This window comes from Niastella sp. OAS944 (assembly GCA_024809215.1).
Classification (GTDB): Bacteria; Bacteroidota; Bacteroidia; order Chitinophagales; family Chitinophagaceae; genus Niastella.
This window is the reverse complement of the sequence record JANUBW010000002.1, coordinates 442972-462963: the sequence shown is the minus strand read 5'-3', so window position 1 is coordinate 462963 and position 19992 is coordinate 442972. Positions and strand designations below refer to the sequence as shown.

At 42.0% G+C, this 19992-nt stretch carries 15 protein-coding genes; 12 read left to right on the top strand and 3 right to left on the bottom strand.

The features are described 5' to 3' along the window. Positions 1–21: 21 nt before the first annotated feature. Entirely contained in the window at positions 22–696 is a 675-nt protein-coding gene (locus GGD38_RS12490; protein ID WP_375300510.1) for a YceI family protein, read from the bottom strand. Positions 697–840: 144 nt separating this feature from the next. On the opposite strand from GGD38_RS12490, the gene GGD38_RS12485 reads away from it, so the two are divergent. Continuing rightward, a complete protein-coding gene (locus GGD38_RS12485; protein ID WP_375300511.1) occupies positions 841–1467 on the top strand; it encodes a histidine phosphatase family protein in 627 nt (208 codons plus the stop codon). 99 nt (positions 1468–1566) lie between these two features. Here the strand turns inward: GGD38_RS12485 and GGD38_RS12480 are convergent, their stop codons facing one another. After that, positions 1567–1995, bottom strand: coding sequence for a nuclear transport factor 2 family protein (locus tag GGD38_RS12480; protein WP_375300512.1), 429 nt, complete (start codon positions 1993–1995; stop codon positions 1567–1569). A 224-nt stretch (positions 1996–2219) separates the two neighbouring features. Between GGD38_RS12480 and GGD38_RS12475 the strand changes: the two genes are divergently transcribed. The 4 genes from GGD38_RS12475 to GGD38_RS12460 all read left to right on the top strand — a co-directional run bounded on the left by GGD38_RS12475 (position 2220) and on the right by GGD38_RS12460 (position 6485). Continuing rightward, complete coding sequence (locus GGD38_RS12475) at positions 2220–3545, top strand: hypothetical protein (RefSeq protein ID WP_375300513.1); 1326 nt, start codon at positions 2220–2222, stop codon at positions 3543–3545. Positions 3546–4437: 892 nt separating this feature from the next. Continuing rightward, positions 4438–4842 (top strand): hypothetical protein, encoded by a 405-nt coding sequence (locus GGD38_RS12470; RefSeq protein ID WP_375300514.1) that lies wholly within the window; start codon positions 4438–4440, stop codon positions 4840–4842. Between the two features lie 100 nt (positions 4843–4942). Beyond that, on the top strand, positions 4943–5290 hold the full coding sequence (locus GGD38_RS12465) for a hypothetical protein (RefSeq protein ID WP_375300515.1): 348 nt from the start codon (positions 4943–4945) through the stop codon (positions 5288–5290). Between the two features lie 454 nt (positions 5291–5744). Beyond that, positions 5745–6485, top strand: coding sequence for a hypothetical protein (locus GGD38_RS12460; RefSeq protein ID WP_375300516.1), 741 nt, complete (start codon positions 5745–5747; stop codon positions 6483–6485). A 765-nt stretch (positions 6486–7250) separates the two neighbouring features. On the opposite strand, the gene GGD38_RS12455 is transcribed toward GGD38_RS12460, so the two are convergent. Beyond that, positions 7251–8045 (bottom strand): rhamnogalacturonan acetylesterase, encoded by a 795-nt coding sequence (locus tag GGD38_RS12455; protein WP_375300517.1) that lies wholly within the window; start codon positions 8043–8045, stop codon positions 7251–7253. An 87-nt stretch (positions 8046–8132) separates the two neighbouring features. Here GGD38_RS12455 and GGD38_RS12450 point away from each other — a divergent pair, with 87 nt between their 5' ends. The 7 genes from GGD38_RS12450 to GGD38_RS12420 all read left to right on the top strand — a co-directional run bounded on the left by GGD38_RS12450 (position 8133) and on the right by GGD38_RS12420 (position 19990). Further along, positions 8133–8651: an alpha/beta fold hydrolase gene (locus tag GGD38_RS12450; RefSeq protein WP_375300518.1), complete on the top strand. Its 519-nt coding sequence runs from the start codon at positions 8133–8135 to the stop codon at positions 8649–8651. Positions 8652–8892: 241 nt separating this feature from the next. Then, positions 8893–11958: a SusC/RagA family TonB-linked outer membrane protein gene (locus tag GGD38_RS12445; RefSeq protein ID WP_375300519.1), complete on the top strand. Its 3066-nt coding sequence runs from the start codon at positions 8893–8895 to the stop codon at positions 11956–11958. 33 nt (positions 11959–11991) lie between these two features. Then, positions 11992–13746, top strand: a complete 1755-nt coding sequence (locus tag GGD38_RS12440) for a RagB/SusD family nutrient uptake outer membrane protein (protein WP_375300520.1) — start codon at positions 11992–11994, stop codon at positions 13744–13746. Positions 13747–13844: 98 nt separating this feature from the next. After that, positions 13845–15239, top strand: coding sequence for a family 43 glycosylhydrolase (locus tag GGD38_RS12435; RefSeq protein WP_375300521.1), 1395 nt, complete (start codon positions 13845–13847; stop codon positions 15237–15239). A gap of 9 nt (positions 15240–15248) precedes the next feature. Then, positions 15249–15995: a rhamnogalacturonan acetylesterase gene (locus tag GGD38_RS12430; RefSeq protein ID WP_375300522.1), complete on the top strand. Its 747-nt coding sequence runs from the start codon at positions 15249–15251 to the stop codon at positions 15993–15995. A gap of 4 nt (positions 15996–15999) precedes the next feature. Then, complete coding sequence (locus GGD38_RS12425; protein ID WP_375300523.1) at positions 16000–18969, top strand: glycosyl hydrolase 115 family protein; 2970 nt, start codon at positions 16000–16002, stop codon at positions 18967–18969. Then, a complete protein-coding gene (locus GGD38_RS12420; RefSeq protein ID WP_375300524.1) occupies positions 18959–19990 on the top strand; it encodes a LacI family DNA-binding transcriptional regulator in 1032 nt (343 codons plus the stop codon). The genes GGD38_RS12425 and GGD38_RS12420 overlap by 11 nt, the downstream gene beginning before the upstream one ends. The last annotated feature ends 2 nt before the right edge of the window (positions 19991–19992 follow it).

Here is a 19992-nt window from a genome sequence, read left to right as displayed (position 1 = left end):
CCGTTTCCTCATATCAAACATTTAACACTGTCGCCGGTGAAACCGTAAAGCCAGTGACACCGGTATCCTGTCTTCCAGCAACTCGTTTTTCACTAGTCCCCATACGCTGGCCGACTGGTAGGTGATCCCCCATTTCGTGCGGTCTATTGTAAGCGACGCTGTGGCAATAATATTCTCCCCATTCCTGACAATTGTGGCCGGGAAATGGATTTCCTGCGTTATGGCCCTCAAGGTCAGTTGGCCGGTAATATAATACGAAGAATCGTTGGAGGCTTTAACTGCCCTGGTTAATTGAAATGCACCCTTGGGATACTTCCTCACATCAAAGAAGTCGGGGTCTTTCAAGTGCGATACCAGTCCGTTATCGCTGCTCGTGTCTTTTTTGTCTGTAGTGGTAATTGTATTCATATCCAGTTCAAAATAGGCCCCTGCAATATTGCCGATGCCATCAAAAGCCAGGGTGCCCGCCAGGGGTTTGATATAGCCCTGATGTCCATTTCCGCCCATGACATGCATACCTTTCCAATTGACAAAGCTTTCTGCTATAACAAGGGAATACCCCACCACACTTCCTGCCTGGATGGAAGGAGCCGGGGCAAGTGTGGGGGCGTTGATAGCCGCCGCTGAACGGTCGCGGCAGGCGACGGTGCCTGTTAGGCAGAAGGAGGCATAGATGAAATATAAGATAGACCGCATAAGATGTTGATTTATGTGTTGACGCAAACCTACAGCGTCCGTCTCCGGGAGTGGTAAAAGCGAGGTAAAAACTTTGTAAACGAATGTAAAATCTGTGGTGTTACAGGGGGGCGAAATTTCCCATATTATACTATCTTGCGGATTATGGATAAGGAACTGTATATTATCAGGCATGGAGAAACCGATTACAACAAGTTGGGCATTGTGCAGGGGAGAGGTGTAAATAGTGATCTTAATGAGCTGGGAAGAGAACAGGGGGAAGCTTTTTACCAATATTATAAACATGTGCCTTTTGTTAAGGTATATACATCCGTTCTTAAGCGCACTCATCAAACAGTAAAAAAATTTATAGAAGAAGGTGTTCCGTGGGAGCAATTGCCGGGACTAGATGAACTGTCTTTTGGTATTTGGGAAGGGAAGGAAAGTAAAGAAGGTTGGGGAAACGCATTCCACGAAATGAGAAATTACTGGGAGAGTGGACAATGTGACTTGTCCTTTGAAAAAGGCGAAAGCCCCAACCAGGTTTCTGAACGTTTACAGGAAGCGCTGGACGTTATTCTTTCCAGGCCGGATGAAAAGCGGGTGCTAATCTGTATGCACGGTCGCTCATTGCTGATATTGTTGTGCATGCTCAGTCAATCACCTATCAGTTGTATGGCAAACTTCAGCCATAGTAATACCTGTCTTTATCGTGTGTCTTATAGTAATGGCCAATTTAGTATCCTGGAAGCAAATGATGTTCGCCATTTAACCAATTTCAAGGTAGTATAAGGCATTTTGCCAGTTAAACCCTGGCTGGCCCATTTTAAGGCAATAAAAAAGCCCTGTAAGTAAATGACTTACAGGGCTAATTGGTGCGTCTTTATTTTGTTATACAATTCTATCCTGAATGGGCTTTAGTTGATAGACTTTATAAAAAAAGCGATCAGCCTCATGTTGATCAGCCGCGAAATTTACCACTTCAACAATTTTTCCATCTACAATTTTCCAAAGCAGGCACCACAGTATGTCGATGTTATTGCCATCTTCCCGATTGCTCCATCCGCGATGGCAATCAATTACGTATTGGTCGTTTACTCCTAATACAATGGGGTCTGCTTTAAAATTCGATTTGCCAAGATGGGTGAAGAATGCAAGAACTTCGTCTATTCCCACTTTGGTGCCACTTAATGGATGGTGCCCGGGAATTGTCCATTTTACATTTTCGGCTACTACTTCACGCATGGCATTCAGATCAAATTTTCCATAAGCCTCAAAAAATCTGTTGATGATTGCAAGATTGGGATGCTGTTGATTCATTGATTGTTTAATATTTACTGCAATATAACTAAGTCATTTATTCCCATCAACAGCTTGTTGGTACCTGTTTAACGAACAATCATCAATTTTTTCGTTTCTTTATACATGCCACTACTTTTTTCTATAAAGTAAATGCCCCGTTGCAGCCCGGCCACATTTAACGATACCCGTTGTGCTGCCGTAATGATTTACTTTATATTTGCGCTGTAACAATAGCCCTTTGTATGAAAGCGATTAACATTTTTTCGATTGCCGCTTCAACCTTTGCCTTGGTATTTATTTTTAGTTGTAATAAGAACTCCGATATAAAATCTCCTTTGTTAAATCCTCCAGTCATTATCACGAGACCAGTCACCGTGATTAATTCCACGTCAGTTGTTTCAGGTGGGGAGTTCACTAATACCACTACCATTACAGACAAGGGAATAATATGGGGGACTGATAGCAGCGCCCTAACGGTTTCAACCATAAATAAGATCAGCAACGGAGCAGCTTTGGCGAATTTTATGGATACCATTCAAGTTTTACAGCCCAACACTACCTATTATGTAAAAGCCTTTGCTGTTTACAGTACGGGTGTAAGTTATGGTGCAGCTATTAAATTCACTACTCCACCGACAGTGTATACTGCAGGCTATCATGGCACGTCGGCAGCTTATTGGAAAGATGGCAAATTATTTCCACTTGCAGGAGGCACTTATGCTCATTCTATTTATGTGGTGGGGAATGATGTGTATGTAGCTGGTGAAAACAATAACGGAAATCTTCAGGCAGTATACTGGAAAAATGGGGTGCCAGTAATGCTGTCCAATGGAACAAATGCGGCATTAGCCAATTCAATTTATGTAGTTGGAACTGATGTTTATGTTGGCGGGTATGAACTTTATAACAACAATGCTATCTCTCCAGTTGCAAAATATTGGAAAAATGGCGTTGCTGTGTCACTTACCGATGCACCTGATTATAATGGCATTATTTCTTCAGTTTATGTAGTTGGAAACGACGTGTACGCAGCCGGATGGAAAGCCAGAGTTCCTGGTGGCTACCAGGTTGCAACCTATTGGAAGAATGGCATTGCTGTTCACCTCAATGATAGTACGACAACCATAGCCTCTGCACAGTCTATTTTTGTTAAAGGAAATGATGTTTATGTATGTGGCAAAGAACAAAGTCAAAATGGTGTTTTTGGGGGAATTCCTGTAGCAAAATATTGGAAGAATGGCATAGCAGTTTCTTTAACTGATGGCTTACAATTCGCTGGAGCCAATTCTATTTTCGTAAATGGAGGCGATGTGTATACCTCTGGCTATGAGTATAGCGGTGTCACTGGATATTCTGTTGCAAAGTATTGGAAGAATGGCGTGCCAACTTCTTTGACCGACGGTACTAAATATGGAAATGCTTATTCCATTTATTCAGTTGGAAGTGATGTGTATGTCGCTGGTGGCGAGGGGGATTACTTTAATGCCATGTGTTGGAAAAATGGAGTATCGCTGCCCATTGATATCAATGCACAGTATTCCAGGTCTGTTTCTATTTTTGTGCAATAAGTGTTTTGCCGCTATTGCTGGCTTACGAATAAATCCTCATCGAATGGGGACATTTTTTACAGAACAAACTTATACAAATGTGGATGCAGTGTTTGTGTTCGGATATTAAGGCTGTGCATAACAGGGTATTCCAGGAAATGCAGGCGAACAACAGTTGACAACATACGCCCAATACCTAAAACCAATTTGACTTGATCCGAATTTGCTCTATTTATATGAGCCTAAAGTATATGCAAACACTCACAATTCAAATAGCCAGCGATAACGGTCTCAAGGCAATACATGCTATTGAAGAAAAGCATCATATAAAGATCGTCGAGCTTTTTATGTGGCGTAAATAGCTATTTATGACGTTAGTTACTAATTATGCTGCGGCAGTAACTTATTATGACTCATCCCGGGCTAAGTATGACACGTTGGTAGCTAATAACGAAACATAAGTAGCTTTTTAAAGAACATCCCTAGGTAACTTTGGCTCATAAGTCGATTTTTTTGGAATGTTCCTCTCTCTTTTTGGATCTAAGTTTTTTATATACAATCGATATTTAAGTACCGATGTTCCATTTTTTCGTACTAACGAGAAAAAGTTAGCTACTGACGATCCATACAAAGTTATAGGTGCAGCGATTTTGGTAAGGGCTATATCATATTAACAGCCGGATGATCCAAAATAAGCGGGGAATGAGTCATTATAAGCACAGGATATTGCATAAATAGCCACCGACAGTAAATATAAAGTTTATGAGAAGATAAAGGGAAATCGTATAGTTTCTCATTTTAAGGTTAGGGTTATGGAGTGACTTTTAACAGACATTTTACTTTCATAACGAGACGCAAAAGGAAAAGATTTGCATATTTTACATAAGGCCAGAAAGGAATACATACAGAAACTATGAAATTACTTATTTTCCTTTTTTTTAATTTGTTTGCCCTTTTTTGCACTGCCCAGAAAAAAGTAAAATTTGAGTATGCTGGTGGGCATGGCTGCGTAGACAACTCTTTATTCCTGTACACTGACTCAACTTATGAATTTTCATCAAGTACAGCGTTTTTATTCAGTCATACCTCTACCCAAAAAGGTAATTACGTAATGAATGATACCTCTATCACTTTATATATCAAGAAGAGAATGGCATTTTTAATGCCCAAATCCAGGAGATATCATTACGATACATATCGAATTCGGGATAACAACATTTTGATGTATTCTGTGCAGGACGAGTTATCGAAGGATAGCAGTTTTATCAGGGCTTATCAAACCATGCATTTTCTGGAAGAAGAAACTGATTCAAACTAAAAGGCTTCAGGTCTAATGACTTAAAGCCTTTTTTTCGTGCCCGGATTGGAGCAAAATGTAATGTTGGCGGTCATTGTCAACAAAAATTCAACTAAAGTCAATGAGAACAAAAACAATCTTTACAATATTACTGCTGTTCTTAGCACAACTAACTTTTTCGCAATCAAATTTAAAGCGCAAAACGACATGGGCTCTTTCTGAAGTCAAAGAATGGGCACAAGACAACAAGAATACTCCGACCTGGCATGGTTGGCTACTTTATCAGGGTTCAGACACAGCAGCACACTATTTTATATCAAGGGTAATGGACGAATGGATATGGTTTACCGTCAATCGGACAGAACTTGCAATGAAAGACGAGCGACAACACAAAACAACATCGTCAGCGCGGTTAGGGTACTATTTCGTTGATGCCACGAAAGACTTTATAAAAATCAAAGATTATTAACACCGACTCAACTCTGAAATCGTTAATTGAAAAAAGCATGTAGATCACGAGGCATCTGCCTACCTCTTTCTTTACCCGATATTTGAGCACATGCGATGCTCATGCTTATATTTCAACTTGAGATACCCCTTCAGCCCAACACATGAGACCCTTCCGTGCATTTATAACCATTTTTTAGCCACAGATTCCCGGATATCTAATAGAGCATAAACTGATGCTGAAATAGCAGAGGTAAAGAAGGATATTGAGGCGAAAAAGAAGAAAGGGTAGTGGAGGATAGAAAAGAATGATAAATCTCAAGAGCATTACATTGAAGAGATTAAATTTGATAAAGAATGAAAGTCAGAGTATCGACATATACTTATAGGTTTACTATCTTATTGGGATTGGCACTTGCTTTTATCCTTTTTCAGTTTGTTACGGTAGCTGAAAAAAAATCTAAATCCAAAAAGGAATGAAAAAAGTAAAATATTCAATTCTCGTCTTCTGTAGTTTACTTGGTTTTCATATAAATACAAAGGCCCAGGCGGGGAGAGTAGTAAGCCATGTGCAGAAGTATGTAGACAGTATTGATCGGATGGTAGGAATAAATAAAAACGAATTATTGAAGGGGAGCGATTCTGTTATAATATTTCATCATAAAGGTTCTGTCTATCAGTTTACTCAAACTGCTGAAAGGTATAGAATTATCCAAATATTAATAGTTCACAAAAAGGTAGATGATAAAGGGAAGAAGGATTTTTTTAGACCTATAACCAAAAGAGATACGTTCTATTTTGCCAAAGAACTTAATGATAGTTCCATAAACAAGAGAGTGTTTAATGTATTGTTCAACCTGAATAACGCTACAGGTGATAAGTCATCATTGAAATTTGGAAGTATGGAGCCTAATACTCCAAGTATTTTTGACCTTTATCTTGAGTCTTTAAGCAATGGTGATTATAAATTCCGTGAGCTTTTGGTCTTTTTACTTGATGATATTTACTGCAATGAAGAAAATCTTAAACAATACCTGAAACGCCTGTTCATAAGACTTCATCATTGGGAGGGAATTGAAAAAATGGTGAAAGAAAATGGATATGGCACTTATAAATATGGAAAGTACGATATGGGTGTCATATTCGAATATTTGCCAGGTAATAATTATAAAGTAGCAGGGTATCCTAAACTAGTAAGTACGCTGCCAAAATTTTAAGATTTTAATAAACTAAATAGCTACTTGTAGAGGAAAACCCCGATTCTGCTCCTAAAATATACATCCTGAAATCAGCCGAAAAAACAGGAGGATGCTCTTTCAGTAATCCATGTTCCTGTGCCTTCCTGAAGGTAGGAGCGTGAAGAGCGTGCGCATTGCGTTCAAGAGGGCAAACGTGTGGGGCTTTGGTAAATGGCAGTCAAACCTAACTTAATGGTATTGCGCAACGGGTAGCCGCATACTATTTTTTGCAAAATGTTATATAAAGCAATACCAGGAATTGAAGGTAATGCTGATTTTTACCAGGATAAATCTTCCTTCTTCCGTTGTGATAATTCACCTGGTAGAATTTCCTGACTGCGCGCCGACGCAAGGTCTGCGTAATACCATTCAGTTATCTATTTAGGTTTGTTCTATTGGTTCTATTGTCCCTTCTTTTTAACCCAAAAAGACCGAGAAGTCCCAGAAGGCCAACCAGGCCCCACTTGTTTAAAACACCATTTAAAGCCTGCTCTGTGAGTGAAACAACAACTGTTGATGGGAAAAAAACTGGTTGGATGCACTATGAAAAAGACCGCTATTATTAGAGCGTTTATTCTGCGGTAAACGAAAGTGCTCCCTGGTTCGGCCGGTCAGGAATTTGTATTTTATAGTGGCGACAACAGTTGGTTCATTTATCCACAGGAACCTTCTTGTAAAATGAAAGTCATCTTCCTGCGCCTATAATCAAATATTATTTCATCTGGCCAAACTATTTACCATTTCTTATTTCAAAAATTTATTCAATGGACAATCCTTAACTGAACGTAAGCCTTCGACTACTGAGGCCGCATTCAATTCTGCACCCTTTTTATTGGTATGGGTATGATCGCCCGGAAAAAAGACTTTTACAGCGTCAGGCCCCATTTGCTCCCATTTTTTCACAATGATTTGGTTTATATCAATGAAATAAGCCCCTTCTGACCTGGCCACCTCCTGTGCCCAATTCACATATTCAATTTCACGATCTACTTTACCATTCTTCCATTTTTCTCTGGGCACCAGCGAACAAACAATAGGGGTAGTTCCTTTCTCTTTTGCTTCACGAATAAACTTTCGCATATACCATCCATAGGTATGTACAGTTTCCTGTGTTTTTGTTTTAAGGTTAAATATTTCCTGTATCTCTTCTCCTGTTCCTTTTATAGTTCCTTTGGCTCTGGAAGAATCATTAATTTCAGCCTGGTCGTTATGACCAAACTGCATGATCACAAAATCGCCGCTCTTTAATGTTGCCAGAACCTTTGTCCATCTTCCATCTGTAATAAATGTGCGGGTGCTGGTGCCAGATTTTGCATGATTACGTAATGTTATCTGCGTTGTATCAAGATAAGCATTTAATAATGTGCCCCAGCCCCAGTATTCATTCTTTCCGTTACCATCGTTATTCTGAACAGTAGAGTCGCCAATGATGTATAAAACAGGCTTCTCAGATTGTTTTAAGGATGTTAAAGTGAACAATAAAGAAATTGTAACTGCCAATTTACCGCCGGGTGAAAATAGGTAATGGAAAAGTTTCATATGGTTGTTATTTGTATAGGCGCTATTCAAATGCCTTATAATGGCGAATTTATTTGATGGTAGAAAAATGAAGGTTCAATTTTCGATATGATAGGTAGAATTTTGATTCGCAGTTTAGGACATTTACTGAAAACCAGCTTTTTACGATTGACGCATTTGCCGGCTTCAACACAGGTACGGCCATCCATTGCACCCGACCGGTTATCTGTGAATATGGTTGGCAGTCCCGAAACCCCGGTAGCGCAAAATAATTACCGTTTTGAAGACCTGGTTGCCACCGGCCGCCGCCAGTTTCCCAAATGGGACAGTGTTGACGTGTACTATTGGGCGCTTTCGAAAAAACAATACCATGGCCCTTATACAAGCGAGGCGTGGCAGGCCATGAGCGGCACCATGAGAATAGAAAATGCGCTGGCAAAAATCCTCGCGCCGGCCATTATACTAAAAGCCGATGCATTGCCTGAAGTGCGTAAAACCAATGAAGATGCCGCCCGGGTTATGCCGAAAGGGAAATTGGTTCATATTGACGGCGCAGGCCATAACCTGCATCATGATCAACTGGCCCGTACAGTAGAAGTGTTACAGTCATTTTTGTCAACACTGTAAAAGCGTATACAATATTTACTGCTACATATTAATAACTTAAAGCCCGGCCATTCCTGGCCCGGCTGATTTTATGTTTGGTTTTTGTAATTGATCAGCTTCAAAACTGCTTTTTTGTACTAAAAAGTACCCCTTTTGTGTGAATTACCCCCCTAATTCACCCCTTCGCGGACAATAATTTGCTACAGAATGTAATCGGTTACATTTTCCCCAACGATCATTGCTTAAACCAAACAATACGCATATGAAAATTAAGCTGCTTTTTCCCAAAGGGCCTTTGTTAGGCCTTCTATGGCTCATGACCCTTCTGTCATTTATTTCCAATGCGCAGGAAAAGAATAGGATCATAAGAGGTACTGTGCGTGGTGAAAACAATCAACCCGTTGCCGGTGCTACGGTTATGATCAAAGGTTCGCAAGCCGGAACTACTACAAACCAGCAGGGCGAGTTTAGCATTAATGCCCCGGAAAATGCTACATTGGTAATTACGGCTTTGGCCTATGAAACCGGTGAGATTCCGGTCAAAAACCGGATTGACATAAGTATTTCGCTGAAGCAGACTGAAAAGTCGTTGGGCGAAGTGGTGGTTATTGGTTATGGTACACAAAAGAAGAAGGATATTACAGGCTCGGTTGCCCGGGTGAACCTTGAAACCATGAAAAACTCTCCTAATACCAATCTGGGGCAGCTTTTGCAGGGTACCGTACCCGGGTTGAATGTAGGCGTTTCGACATTTGCCGGTGGTACGCCACCTATTTCAGTAAGAGGGCAGGTTACTTTAAATGGTAATACAAGTGTTTTGATCATCCTCGATGGCATTCAGTATAATGGTTCACTGTCCTCAATTAACCCCGATGACATTGCCTCCATTGATATATTGAAAGATGCCAGCGCCACCGCAGTTTACGGAGCCCAGGCTGCCAACGGCGTTATCTTAATTACCTCCCGAAAAGGACATGCCGGTCAAAAGCCACGTATTGCTTATTCAGGCTCTTACGCTTCCCAGCGTCCTTCTGTAAATCTCAGGCCGCTGAACCGCGATGAGTATTTGCAAAGGGTTACCGATGCGTTTTGGCGGCAGGCTTACCTGGCGCCCGACTATACCACGCCAAACCCTGCCTTTAACCTGGCTACCAAGGTCGATGCTTCCATGCGGGATGCTTCGGGCAATCTGCTTCCAAATGATTATGACTGGTGGGGCAATGCCACAAATCCTGGCAGCATCTGGGAAAACAGCCTAAGCATTTCCGGGGGTACCGATAATGTTAGTTATCTTTTGTCGGGCAGTATGGTCGATCAAAAGAATTTTATAATTAATGATATATTTAAACGCAATACGCTTCGGGCAAACCTCGAAATAAAGCCCGTCAAATTCTGGAAAATTGGTTTGGTATCTTCCGGGTCGTTTGTAAACCAGGATGGAGCTGAACCTACCATGAGCGAAATAATACGGCATTCACCACTGCTTGTGCCATTCGACTCATTGGGTAATCTCATTCCCAGCCCAACAAACACGGTTACATTCAACCCGTTCCGCACCTATTATGTCGACGACAGGGAACGCCATCAGTACTACTTTGCCAACATTTACTCCGATCTTGACATCCCTTTTATCAAGGGATTGAATTACAGGCTGAACTTCGGAAACAACCTTACAAACAATCAACACTATTTTGCCAGCAAATATGATGGAGGCTTTACAGGCCGGGCTTATAAGGACAACAGCCAATATTATGATTATACACTGGACAATATACTCACGTACACAAAAAATTTCGGCAAGCATGATGTAAGTGTAACAGCAGTTTACGGTGCTGTGGAAAGGAAATTTGAGCGCACCTATACGGAGGGCACCGGTTTTTCGCGTCTCAACCTTAGTTACAATGGTATTGGCAGCGCAAACACCATACTTACCAACCCCGACAAGTTAAGAACTACAAGTGACCCATATCCGTTTGGCTGGAATGAAACGCTGAACTATCAAATGGGAAGATTGAATTACAAATACAATGATAAATATTTAATAACGGCTACTTTGCGAAGAGATGGTTTTTCAGGTTTTGCCGAAAATTTTAAATATGCTTTGTTCCCTTCAGTAGGGTTGGGGTGGGTGCTTTCGGCTGAGCCCTTTATGCAAAAAATATCGATGGTAGATTTGCTCAAACTCAGGGCAACTTACGGATCTATAGGTAACCAAACCGGGCGTTATTCTTCACTGGCAAAAGTACAAACCAACGCAGCTTATGTGTTTGGTGATGGGGGCGGTACCGCATTCGGGCAGCAGGTGGTTTCATTACCCAATCCAAATTTGAAGTGGGAACGTACCAAAGGGTTAAACCTTGGTGTTGATTTTGGATTGCTGAACAACCATCTGAGTGGTACTCTTGAGTATTATAATAATAATACCTACGATCTCTTGTATTCTGTTACTTTACCTTCTGTTACAGGTTTTAGTAGTATTCAAACCAACCTTGGCCAAATTCAAAATACAGGGTTCGAAGCATCCCTCACTTATCAAATTGTTAATCATAAAGACTTTAAATGGTCAGCCACATATAATTTCTGGACAAACAAAAACAAAATAATTCAGCTCACGGGAGTTAAAGATGCTACTGGTAAAGAACAGGACCTGGTTGCAGATAATTTGTTTATCAATAAATCAATAGGGGCCATTTATAATTACCAGGCCGGTCCTATTTACCAGTTGAATGAAACGCCTATGCCTGGGTTTGTAACGGGCAGCCTAAGCGTTGTAGACCAAAATAAAGATGGTGATATTACCCCCGCCGACCGGGTATTTATTGGTACAACCGCTCCTAAGTACAAGATGAGCATATTCAATACAGTAAGTTATAAAGGAATTACACTAAGCTTTTTACTGAATACCATACAGGGTGGAAAAGATGGATACCTTGGCAATAACACCAGGCTTTTCTTCCGCGACGACAATGGCATTCGCGACAATGACCTGAGTGCCGTTGATTACTGGTCGCCACGTACGCCTAACGCCAAATACCCCCGTATTATTGATGGCAGCCATTCCAAAGTAGAACCTCCCATGTACCAAAGCAGAAGCTTTGTAAGGTTGCAGGATTTGTCGCTGGCTTATAACCTGCCAGCCAAAATACTTGCAAAGATAAAAGCGCAGGCAGTCAACGTATTTGTAAGCGGCAAGAACCTGGTTACATGGACGAATTGGGAAGGATGGGACCCTGAAGCCCTCAACGCCAACGGTGCCGTGCAGGGTCTGATACTGGACGGGCGGCCGGTAATGAGATCGTTATCCGTTGGTGTGCATATTACTTACTAAAACCTGCTTCTCATTCTGCAAAAAATATTTGATATGAAAAGATCGATGTTACCAATTATAATACTTCTCCTTATTGGAGGCGTATCGTGCAAAAAAAATTTCCTGGAGGAAACACCCGTGGATTTTTTAAGTTCCTCCAATGCGTTCCAAAATGCCTCAGACTTTGATGCATCAGTTAACAATTTGTACAAATTGTTACGTACCGAGCTTTATACAGCAAACGAGAACGACCCATGGGAATACGCTTACAGAACGGATATGGGAGTAAATGTTCCATCCGGTAATCCGCCCAATTTTACCGGCGAATACGACCCGGTAAATTCTTTTAGCAACAAACACTGGGACCCCTGGTATAAAATTGTAGCAGAATCCAATACCATTATCAGCCGTTTGCCCAAATCAAAACTTTCTGACAACGATAAAAAACTGTACGAAGCCCGCGCCCGTTTTTTCCGTGCTTTTGCTTACCGTAGCCTGGCTTATTTATTTGGCGGAGTTCCGCTTGAACTGGAAGAAGTGGTTGCACCCAAAACAGACTATACCCGCGCCAGCAGAAAAGATGTTTATAAACAGGTAATTGAAGACCTGGTGTTTGCTGCGGCTAATTTGCCAGGTATCGCTGCTGTTAGGGATGGTGAAGTGTCTAATCTGGCCGCTGATCATCTGCTGTCGGAAGTATATATCGCAGATGGTCAGTACCAAAAAGCAGTAGATGCTGCTACAATGGTAATTAACGATCCTGCAACAGATCTAATGACAACCCGCTTTGGCACCCGTAAATCAGAAACACCAGGCGATGTATACTGGGACTTATTCCGCCGGGGCAATCAGAACCGTAAATCTGCCGGTAATAGAGAAGCCATCCTGGTAATACAAATAGAAAACGATGTGCCCGGAGGCGCCGGGTCAACCACGCCAACCAGTTTTCCGTTTCCCGACCTTTATAATTTAGAGCGGGTACACGGACCATTGGTTCGGGACGTGAGACTGCCTGCCGGCGGTACCACTACAAAGCCTGCTTTCAACTGGCCGGCTGCTGATTATTCAAGCGGAGGAAGAGGGGTTGGATTTCTGGCACCCTCCATGTATTTTGCCCATAAGGCTTATCAATATCAGGGTACAGGGTCCACACCCGATTCAGTGAATGATATAAGAAACGCTAACCACAATTTTGTACGAAAGTTTAAAGTTACAACTGCAGGCAATCCGTTGTACCCTGTAGGCACTGAGATCGATTTTGACAATATTCCTGCGGGAACAACCGGGTTTAATGGAGCTCCGTTGGTTTCGGGCGATACCTATAACCGGTCGTTATATCCTTATCAAACTAAATGCACCGAACCCTACAATCCCCCGGCCAATTTGCTTGATCCCGCAAAGGCGTTCCCTTATCAATTGAAGGGCGTGGCAGCAGGCACTTACCGTGATGAATACCTGTTCAGGCTGGCAGAAACCTATCTGCTGCGTGCAGAGGCTTATTTGGGCTTGGGCAATACGACAGCAGCGGCAGCGGATGTCAATACAGTGAGAACCCGTTCGAATGCTTCGCCAGTAGCGGCAGGTAACATGAATATTGATCTTGTACTGGATGAAAGAATGCGTGAGTTTGGCGTAGAAGAAAAGCGAATGTTTACCCTTATGCGTACAGATAAATGGTATGACAGGGTAAAGAAATGCAACCCGTTCTATGCGCCGTCTGCCGATCCAAAATACAATCTCTGGCCCATTCCTCAATATGAAATTGAAAGAAACAGGAGTGCAAAGCTGGAGCAAAACCCTGGCTATTAGTGTTCTTAAACCCGTTAATTGTTCATGTAGCGTAAAAGCGAAGAGGGAAACCTCTTTGCTTTTTATAACATATAACGGCTATCAAATTTATTATCTGAATGAAGATCATCTTTATATTGTTTTTCTTATTGACCGGGCTGCTTTCACTTGCACAAAAGCAGAAAAGATATGATGCCATCTATTCCGGTATTTCCTGGTTCGATGAAAAAGGGAATACCGTTAGTGCACATGGAGCAAATATTGTAAAAGATAAAAGCAGGTATTATCTTTTTGGCGAACGTCATACCGATACCAGTAATGCTTTTGCCGGCTTCAGTTGTTATTCATCCACTGATTTGTACAACTGGAAATTCGAAAGTATAGCGCTCCCCGTTCAAGATAGTGGCAAGTTAGGCCCCGGCCGGGTTGGGGAACGGCCAAAGGTGATGAAGTGCCCGGTCACAGGCGAATACATCATGTATATGCATGTTGACACACTCGGGCATGTTGATCAATTTGTTGGTTATGCCACTTCAAACAATATTACCGGCCCATATACCTATCATGGGCCCTTACTTTTCGATGGCAGGCCCATCCGCAAATGGGATATGGGCACCTTCCAGGACAAAGACGGTGCAGGTTATGTGCTGCTGCACGGTGGTGACATTTATAAGCTGAACGATGATTATAAAACTATTGCACAGCAGGTATGCAAAAGTTTTACGAATGGTTTTGAATCACCTGCCATATTCCGAAAGAATAGCCTCTATTACTTTTTAGGCTCACACCTAACAAGCTGGGAGCGTAATGATAACGAATACTACACCGCTGCCTCTTTAGAAGGCCCCTGGATAAAAAGAGGAATGTTTTGTGCAGAAGGCTCACTTACCTGGAACTCACAAACAACATTTGTGCTGCCTGTTGAGGGCTCAATAGATACTACCTATATGTTTATGGGCGATCGCTGGTCTTTTCCCAAACAAACATCGGCAGCCACCTATGTATGGCAACCGTTAACGATTGAAGGCCCTTCCATTTCAATTCCCAGATATCGTGAGGCCTGGATGATCAATACTTCGTCTGGGGTTGCATCAATTGTACGGGTTAAAGGAAAAGAAATCAATAATACAGACAAAACATTAATTACCTATTCGGGGCGATGGATAAACGATACTTTGTCGATGATGAGCTCAGCCCTGAAGGATGCTTCTTTTACTTTAAAGTTTACTGGTACCCGGGTTGGTTTTTATGGGCTGGCCCGGCCCAATGGTGGTTATGCCCTGGTAACCATCCGCAACAGCAAAGGAAAAGTGGTGCTCACTTCCATTGTTGATATGTATTGTAAATACGCGGTGCAGTCGCTAAAGTTTTTAAGTCCGTTTCTGAAAAAAGATCATTACACTTTTACAGTTTCGGTAATGGGCGGGCATGGTAACTGGCATGACAAACGAAAGAACATGTATGGCAGTACAGGCAATGTTATTTCCCTTGATAAATTAGTGATCAACGAATAAGTATAACACATGAAACAGATAAGCAGTATACTATTGGTGTTCGTTATAATTGCATTTTGTGTGCCGGCAAAAAAGAAAATAAAGATCTTAATGGCGGGCGATTCAACCATGGCAATTAAGCAGCCCCGGGCTTTTCCTGAAACCGGTTGGGGAATGCCCTTTGTGTATTTTTGGGATAGCAGTATAACAGTGATCGATAAAGCTAAAAACGGAGCCAGCACAAAAACATTCATTTCCGACGGGCTATGGGAATCTATTATGCAAAATGCCGAAGCGGGAGACTATATTTTTATTCAGTTTGGTCACAACGATGAAGTTGCCACAAAAAAATCCTTTACAACAGAAAATGAGTTCAGTACCAATCTTATAAAATTCATTAGTGATTCAAGAAGCAAAAATGCAATTCCTGTTTTGCTTACTCCCGTTGCACGGCGAAAGTTTGATTCAGCCGGACAAATTGAAGGCACGCATGAAGCGTATTCGCAGTTGGTGCGCAATGTAGCGGCAGAACAAAAAGTGTTGTTAATTGACCTCGATAAAAAAAGCCAGGCGCTGTATCAACAATTGGGTAGGGAAGGGTCACAACTTCTTTTTATGCATTTACAAAAAGGGGAACATCCAAACTATCCGGATGGCAAGCAGGATGATACCCATTTTTCAGAATTGGGCGCCAGGCTGGTAGCTGAGTTGGTGTTACATGAAATTGAAGAAAATATACATGAACTAGCACAACGAATTGTATCCCGAAAAAGTTAAACGCATGAAAGCTTTTTTGAAATATTTCTTTTGGCTCACATTTATTCTTTATTCTTTTTCGCTATCAGCCCAGCTAAAATCTACCGGGTTCAATAGCAAACATATGGCTGCTGCACAGCATGCCACATTTCCGATTGTTACCAAAGCTAACAAGGTTACCATCGTTTATGATAAAAATGGCCCTGCGCTTGATTCTATTCTGGCCAATTTGCTGGCAGAAGATATAGAGCGGGTCACTTCTTGTAAACCCCGTGTAATAACAGCCGTTTCAGAAGCGAAGGGAAACGTAATAGTTATTGGCTCCGTTGAATTGGCATTAATAAAAAAAATAGTGGGTGAACAATCAGGTTTTATTAAACAACTAACCAAAAAGTGGGAACGTTTTGGGATAACGATCGTAAACAAACCATCAGCTGCTATTTCAAAAGCATTGGTAATTGCCGGAAGTGACGCGCGAGGCACTTCTTATGGCGTGTTTACACTTTCTGAAAAAATAGGCGTTTCACCCTGGTCCTGGTGGGCCGATGCGCCTGTAAAGAAAAAGACCGAACTGACCATTACGCAAAACAGTTACATTTCATCTGTTCCTGCTGTAAAGTACCGGGGCATTTTCATCAATGATGAAGATTGGGGGCTGCAACCATGGGCCGCCAAAACATTTGAACCGGAAACAGGCGACATTGGTCCTAAAACATACGCCAAAGTATTTGAGTTATTATTACGGTTAAAAGGCAATTTAATATGGCCGGCTATGCATCCAAGCACTAAAGCCTTTTTTCATTATCCGGGGAATGTTAAAGCGGCAGCAGATTATCAGATCGTCATTGGATCGTCGCATGCAGAACCTATGCTTCGTAATAATGTGGATGAATGGAATGAAAAAACGATGGGGCATTTTAATTACCTCACCAACAAAGAGCAGGTTGAAAAATATTGGGAAGACCGTATAAAAGAAACCAGCGGCATCAATGCTATTTATACACTTGGTATGCGTGGAATTCATGACGGGCAAATGGAAGGTGTAAAAGACATGAAAGAAGCAGTTCCGGTAGTAGAGCAGATCATTCGGGATGAACGTGCCCTGCTTTCGAAATACATTGACAGCAATGTAACTACCATACCCCAGGTGCTTACTCCCTATAAAGAGGTGCTTGAGATCTATGACAACGGTTTAAAAGTTCCCAATGATGTAACGCTTGTATGGCCCGATGACAATTACGGTTATATACACCGGCTCAACAATGAAAATGAAACAGGCCGTAAAGGTGGAGCAGGCGTATACTATCATGCTTCTTATTGGGGCCGGCCGCACGATTACCTGTGGCTGCCTTCTACCCATCCTTCTTTGGTAAGGGAAGAAATGATGAAGGCATACGAAACAGGCGCCAGCAGGCTGTGGGTACTGAATGCTGGCGACATAAAACCCCAGGAATACAACATACAGCAATTCCTTGATATGGCCTGGGACCCCGCACCCTTTAAAGACAGCAAGTATACCAAACAACATTTACTCAATTGGGCTACTTCAATATTTGGAAAAGAAACCGCACAAATAATACAGCCGGTTTTATGGGAATACTTTCAACTGGCTTTTGAACGGCGGCCCGAGTTTATGGGATGGAGCCAGACAGAACCTATTACCCAAACAACCTATACTGCCTACAATCATTTTTACTATGGCGATGAAGCGCAAAAGCGTATAGACCGCTATGATTCCCTGGAGGCAGCAGTGAAAAGGCTACGAAAACAAATAAGACCTGAACGGGTAAATGCATTTTACCAGTTAGTGTATTACCCCGTAGTAAACGCCTCATGGATCAACAAAAAGTTTTTATACCGTGATAAATGTTTTTGGTATGCGAAACAAAACAGGTTAAGTGCATACGATTACGCACAATTATCAAAAGCTGCATATGACAGTATTGTAAAGGAAACGGAATATTTTAATTCGCAGCTGGCTAATGGTAAATGGCAACACATGATGTCAATGAACCCCAGGAACCTGCCTGTATATCAACCGCCCGTTCTGCCTCCAATTGCTATTGACAGTACAATTGCCTGGAATATTATGCCCGAAGGCTATGCAACAAAAGATTCATCTCTTATAAGTGACAATGATCTTATGTCATTGCCTTCTTTCGATGATCTAAACAGGCAAAAGTACTTTGTCGATATTTTCCTGAGTAAAAATGAAACCCTCAAATGGATTGCAATAGCCTCTCACCCCTGGATCCGCCTGTCAAAAAGCAATGGGGTGCTTACCAGGGGACAGAGGCAAACACGCATTTGGGTAGATGTTGATTGGAACAGGTTCTCCAACAAAGAAAAGGCAGCGGGGGCAATTACATTTGCCGGTGGCGATAGAAAAATGGTAATAAGGCTGCAGGCGGCTACAATAAATAAACGCGAACTGGCCGGTTACAAAGGCTTCATTGAGAACAATGGCTTTATTTCCATAAGGGCTACGAATTTTACAAGGCAAACAAAGAGGGGCACCAGGCAATGGAATGTTATCAGCGACTTTGGATACGCCAGGAACGTGTTGCAGGCCTTTCCGCTTTCCATTAAAGGGAGACCGATTACAGCCCCGGACTCCGTTAAACGAATGAACGCTGTTGTGGAATACGATTTCTATACGCTTTCTTCAGCAACGCCATCCATAACCGTTTATGCAATACCAACCCATCCTGTCAACAACCACTTCAGCCTTCGCTATGCCCTTTCAATAGATGATGGGCCATTGAAGATCGTTGACATCAAAACAGTTGGCCGAAGCGAAGAATGGAAACAAAATGTTTTAAGCAACCGGGCCGAAAGGATAATACCCATGCCTTTCCTTAAAGCAGGAAAACATACGTTGAAAATATATGCCGTTGACCCGGGCGTTATCCTTGATGAAATTCGGATCGATACAGGTGGTTTAATAAAAGCATATAGTACTGTTCCTGAAACAAGAACCCTCCATGACCAGTAAAAAAGAATTGACCATATACGATCTGGCAGAGCGGCTGAACCTTTCTATTGCCACTGTTAGCAGAGCATTGAACAATGATCCTACTGTAAATAAAAAAACAAAGCGAAAAGTGTGTGAACTGGCAGAAGCGATGGGGTACAGAAAGAACAACTTTGCAAGCGGGCTTAGAATGCAAAAAACGAACACTATAGGAATTATCGTTCATGAGCTTAACAGCCATTTTATCGCTTCTGTTCTTAGTGGTATAGAAGAAGTGTTGACCGCCGCAGAATATATTATTGTTATAGGACATTCTTCCGAATCCTCTGTAACAGAAGTGGCAAATGCAAATAACTTATTTCATAAACGGGTTGACGGGCTGATTGTATCCCTTGCCAACGACACGGTTAATCTTGACCATTATGACCCTTTTGTAAAACGGGGGATACCCATTGTATTCTTTGACCGGGTAAGAAAGGAGGCGCCGGGTATTAAGGTTATCATCGATAACGAAAAGGCTGGTTATGAGGCCACCGCACACCTTATACAACAAGGTTGCCGCAGGCTCATGCACATAACCGGCAACCTCGCTCAAAATGTATATGTCGACAGGCTGAACGGATTTAAAAAGGCGCTGCGGGATAAAAATCTACCTGACGAACCAGGCCATGTTCTCGTTACCGATCTTAGTGAGAGAGCAGGGAGGGAGGTGGCCAGGCAAATATTGGAATTGAAAAGAAAGCCCGATGGGTTGTTTTTTTCGAATGACCTATGTGCAGCAGTATGTATGAAAACCCTTAAAGAGGCCGGTATAAAAGTTCCGCAGGAGATTGCTGTTGTAGGTTTTAATAACGATACCATCAGCAGGTTGGTAGAACCGCAGTTGAGTACCGTTAATTACGCCGGCAGCGAAATGGGCCGGGTTGCTGCAAATAATCTGTTATCTCAGTTAAACAGTTCTTTAGGTGTGGCCAGTTATACCGTTGTTCTTACGTCACAACTGATGATCCGGGAATCTTCCTTAAGGTATGCCATACTTTAAAA

Bases quoted from the DNA above. Each gene is read 5' to 3' on its own strand.
- GGD38_RS12490 (WP_375300510.1), bottom strand. From the start codon at position 696: ATGCGGTCTATCTTATATTTCATCTATGCCTCCTTCTGCCTAACAGGC.
- GGD38_RS12485 (WP_375300511.1), top strand. From the start codon at position 841: ATGGATAAGGAACTGTATATTATCAGGCATGGAGAAACCGATTACAAC.
- GGD38_RS12480 (WP_375300512.1), bottom strand. From the start codon at position 1,995: ATGAATCAACAGCATCCCAATCTTGCAATCATCAACAGATTTTTTGAG.
- GGD38_RS12475 (WP_375300513.1), top strand. From the start codon at position 2,220: ATGAAAGCGATTAACATTTTTTCGATTGCCGCTTCAACCTTTGCCTTG.
- GGD38_RS12470 (WP_375300514.1), top strand. From the start codon at position 4,438: ATGAAATTACTTATTTTCCTTTTTTTTAATTTGTTTGCCCTTTTTTGC.
- GGD38_RS12465 (WP_375300515.1), top strand. From the start codon at position 4,943: ATGAGAACAAAAACAATCTTTACAATATTACTGCTGTTCTTAGCACAA.
- GGD38_RS12460 (WP_375300516.1), top strand. From the start codon at position 5,745: ATGAAAAAAGTAAAATATTCAATTCTCGTCTTCTGTAGTTTACTTGGT.
- GGD38_RS12455 (WP_375300517.1), bottom strand. From the start codon at position 8,045: ATGAAACTTTTCCATTACCTATTTTCACCCGGCGGTAAATTGGCAGTT.
- GGD38_RS12450 (WP_375300518.1), top strand. From the start codon at position 8,133: ATGATAGGTAGAATTTTGATTCGCAGTTTAGGACATTTACTGAAAACC.
- GGD38_RS12445 (WP_375300519.1), top strand. From the start codon at position 8,893: ATGAAAATTAAGCTGCTTTTTCCCAAAGGGCCTTTGTTAGGCCTTCTA.
- GGD38_RS12440 (WP_375300520.1), top strand. From the start codon at position 11,992: ATGAAAAGATCGATGTTACCAATTATAATACTTCTCCTTATTGGAGGC.
- GGD38_RS12435 (WP_375300521.1), top strand. From the start codon at position 13,845: ATGAAGATCATCTTTATATTGTTTTTCTTATTGACCGGGCTGCTTTCA.
- GGD38_RS12430 (WP_375300522.1), top strand. From the start codon at position 15,249: ATGAAACAGATAAGCAGTATACTATTGGTGTTCGTTATAATTGCATTT.
- GGD38_RS12425 (WP_375300523.1), top strand. From the start codon at position 16,000: ATGAAAGCTTTTTTGAAATATTTCTTTTGGCTCACATTTATTCTTTAT.
- GGD38_RS12420 (WP_375300524.1), top strand. From the start codon at position 18,959: ATGACCAGTAAAAAAGAATTGACCATATACGATCTGGCAGAGCGGCTG.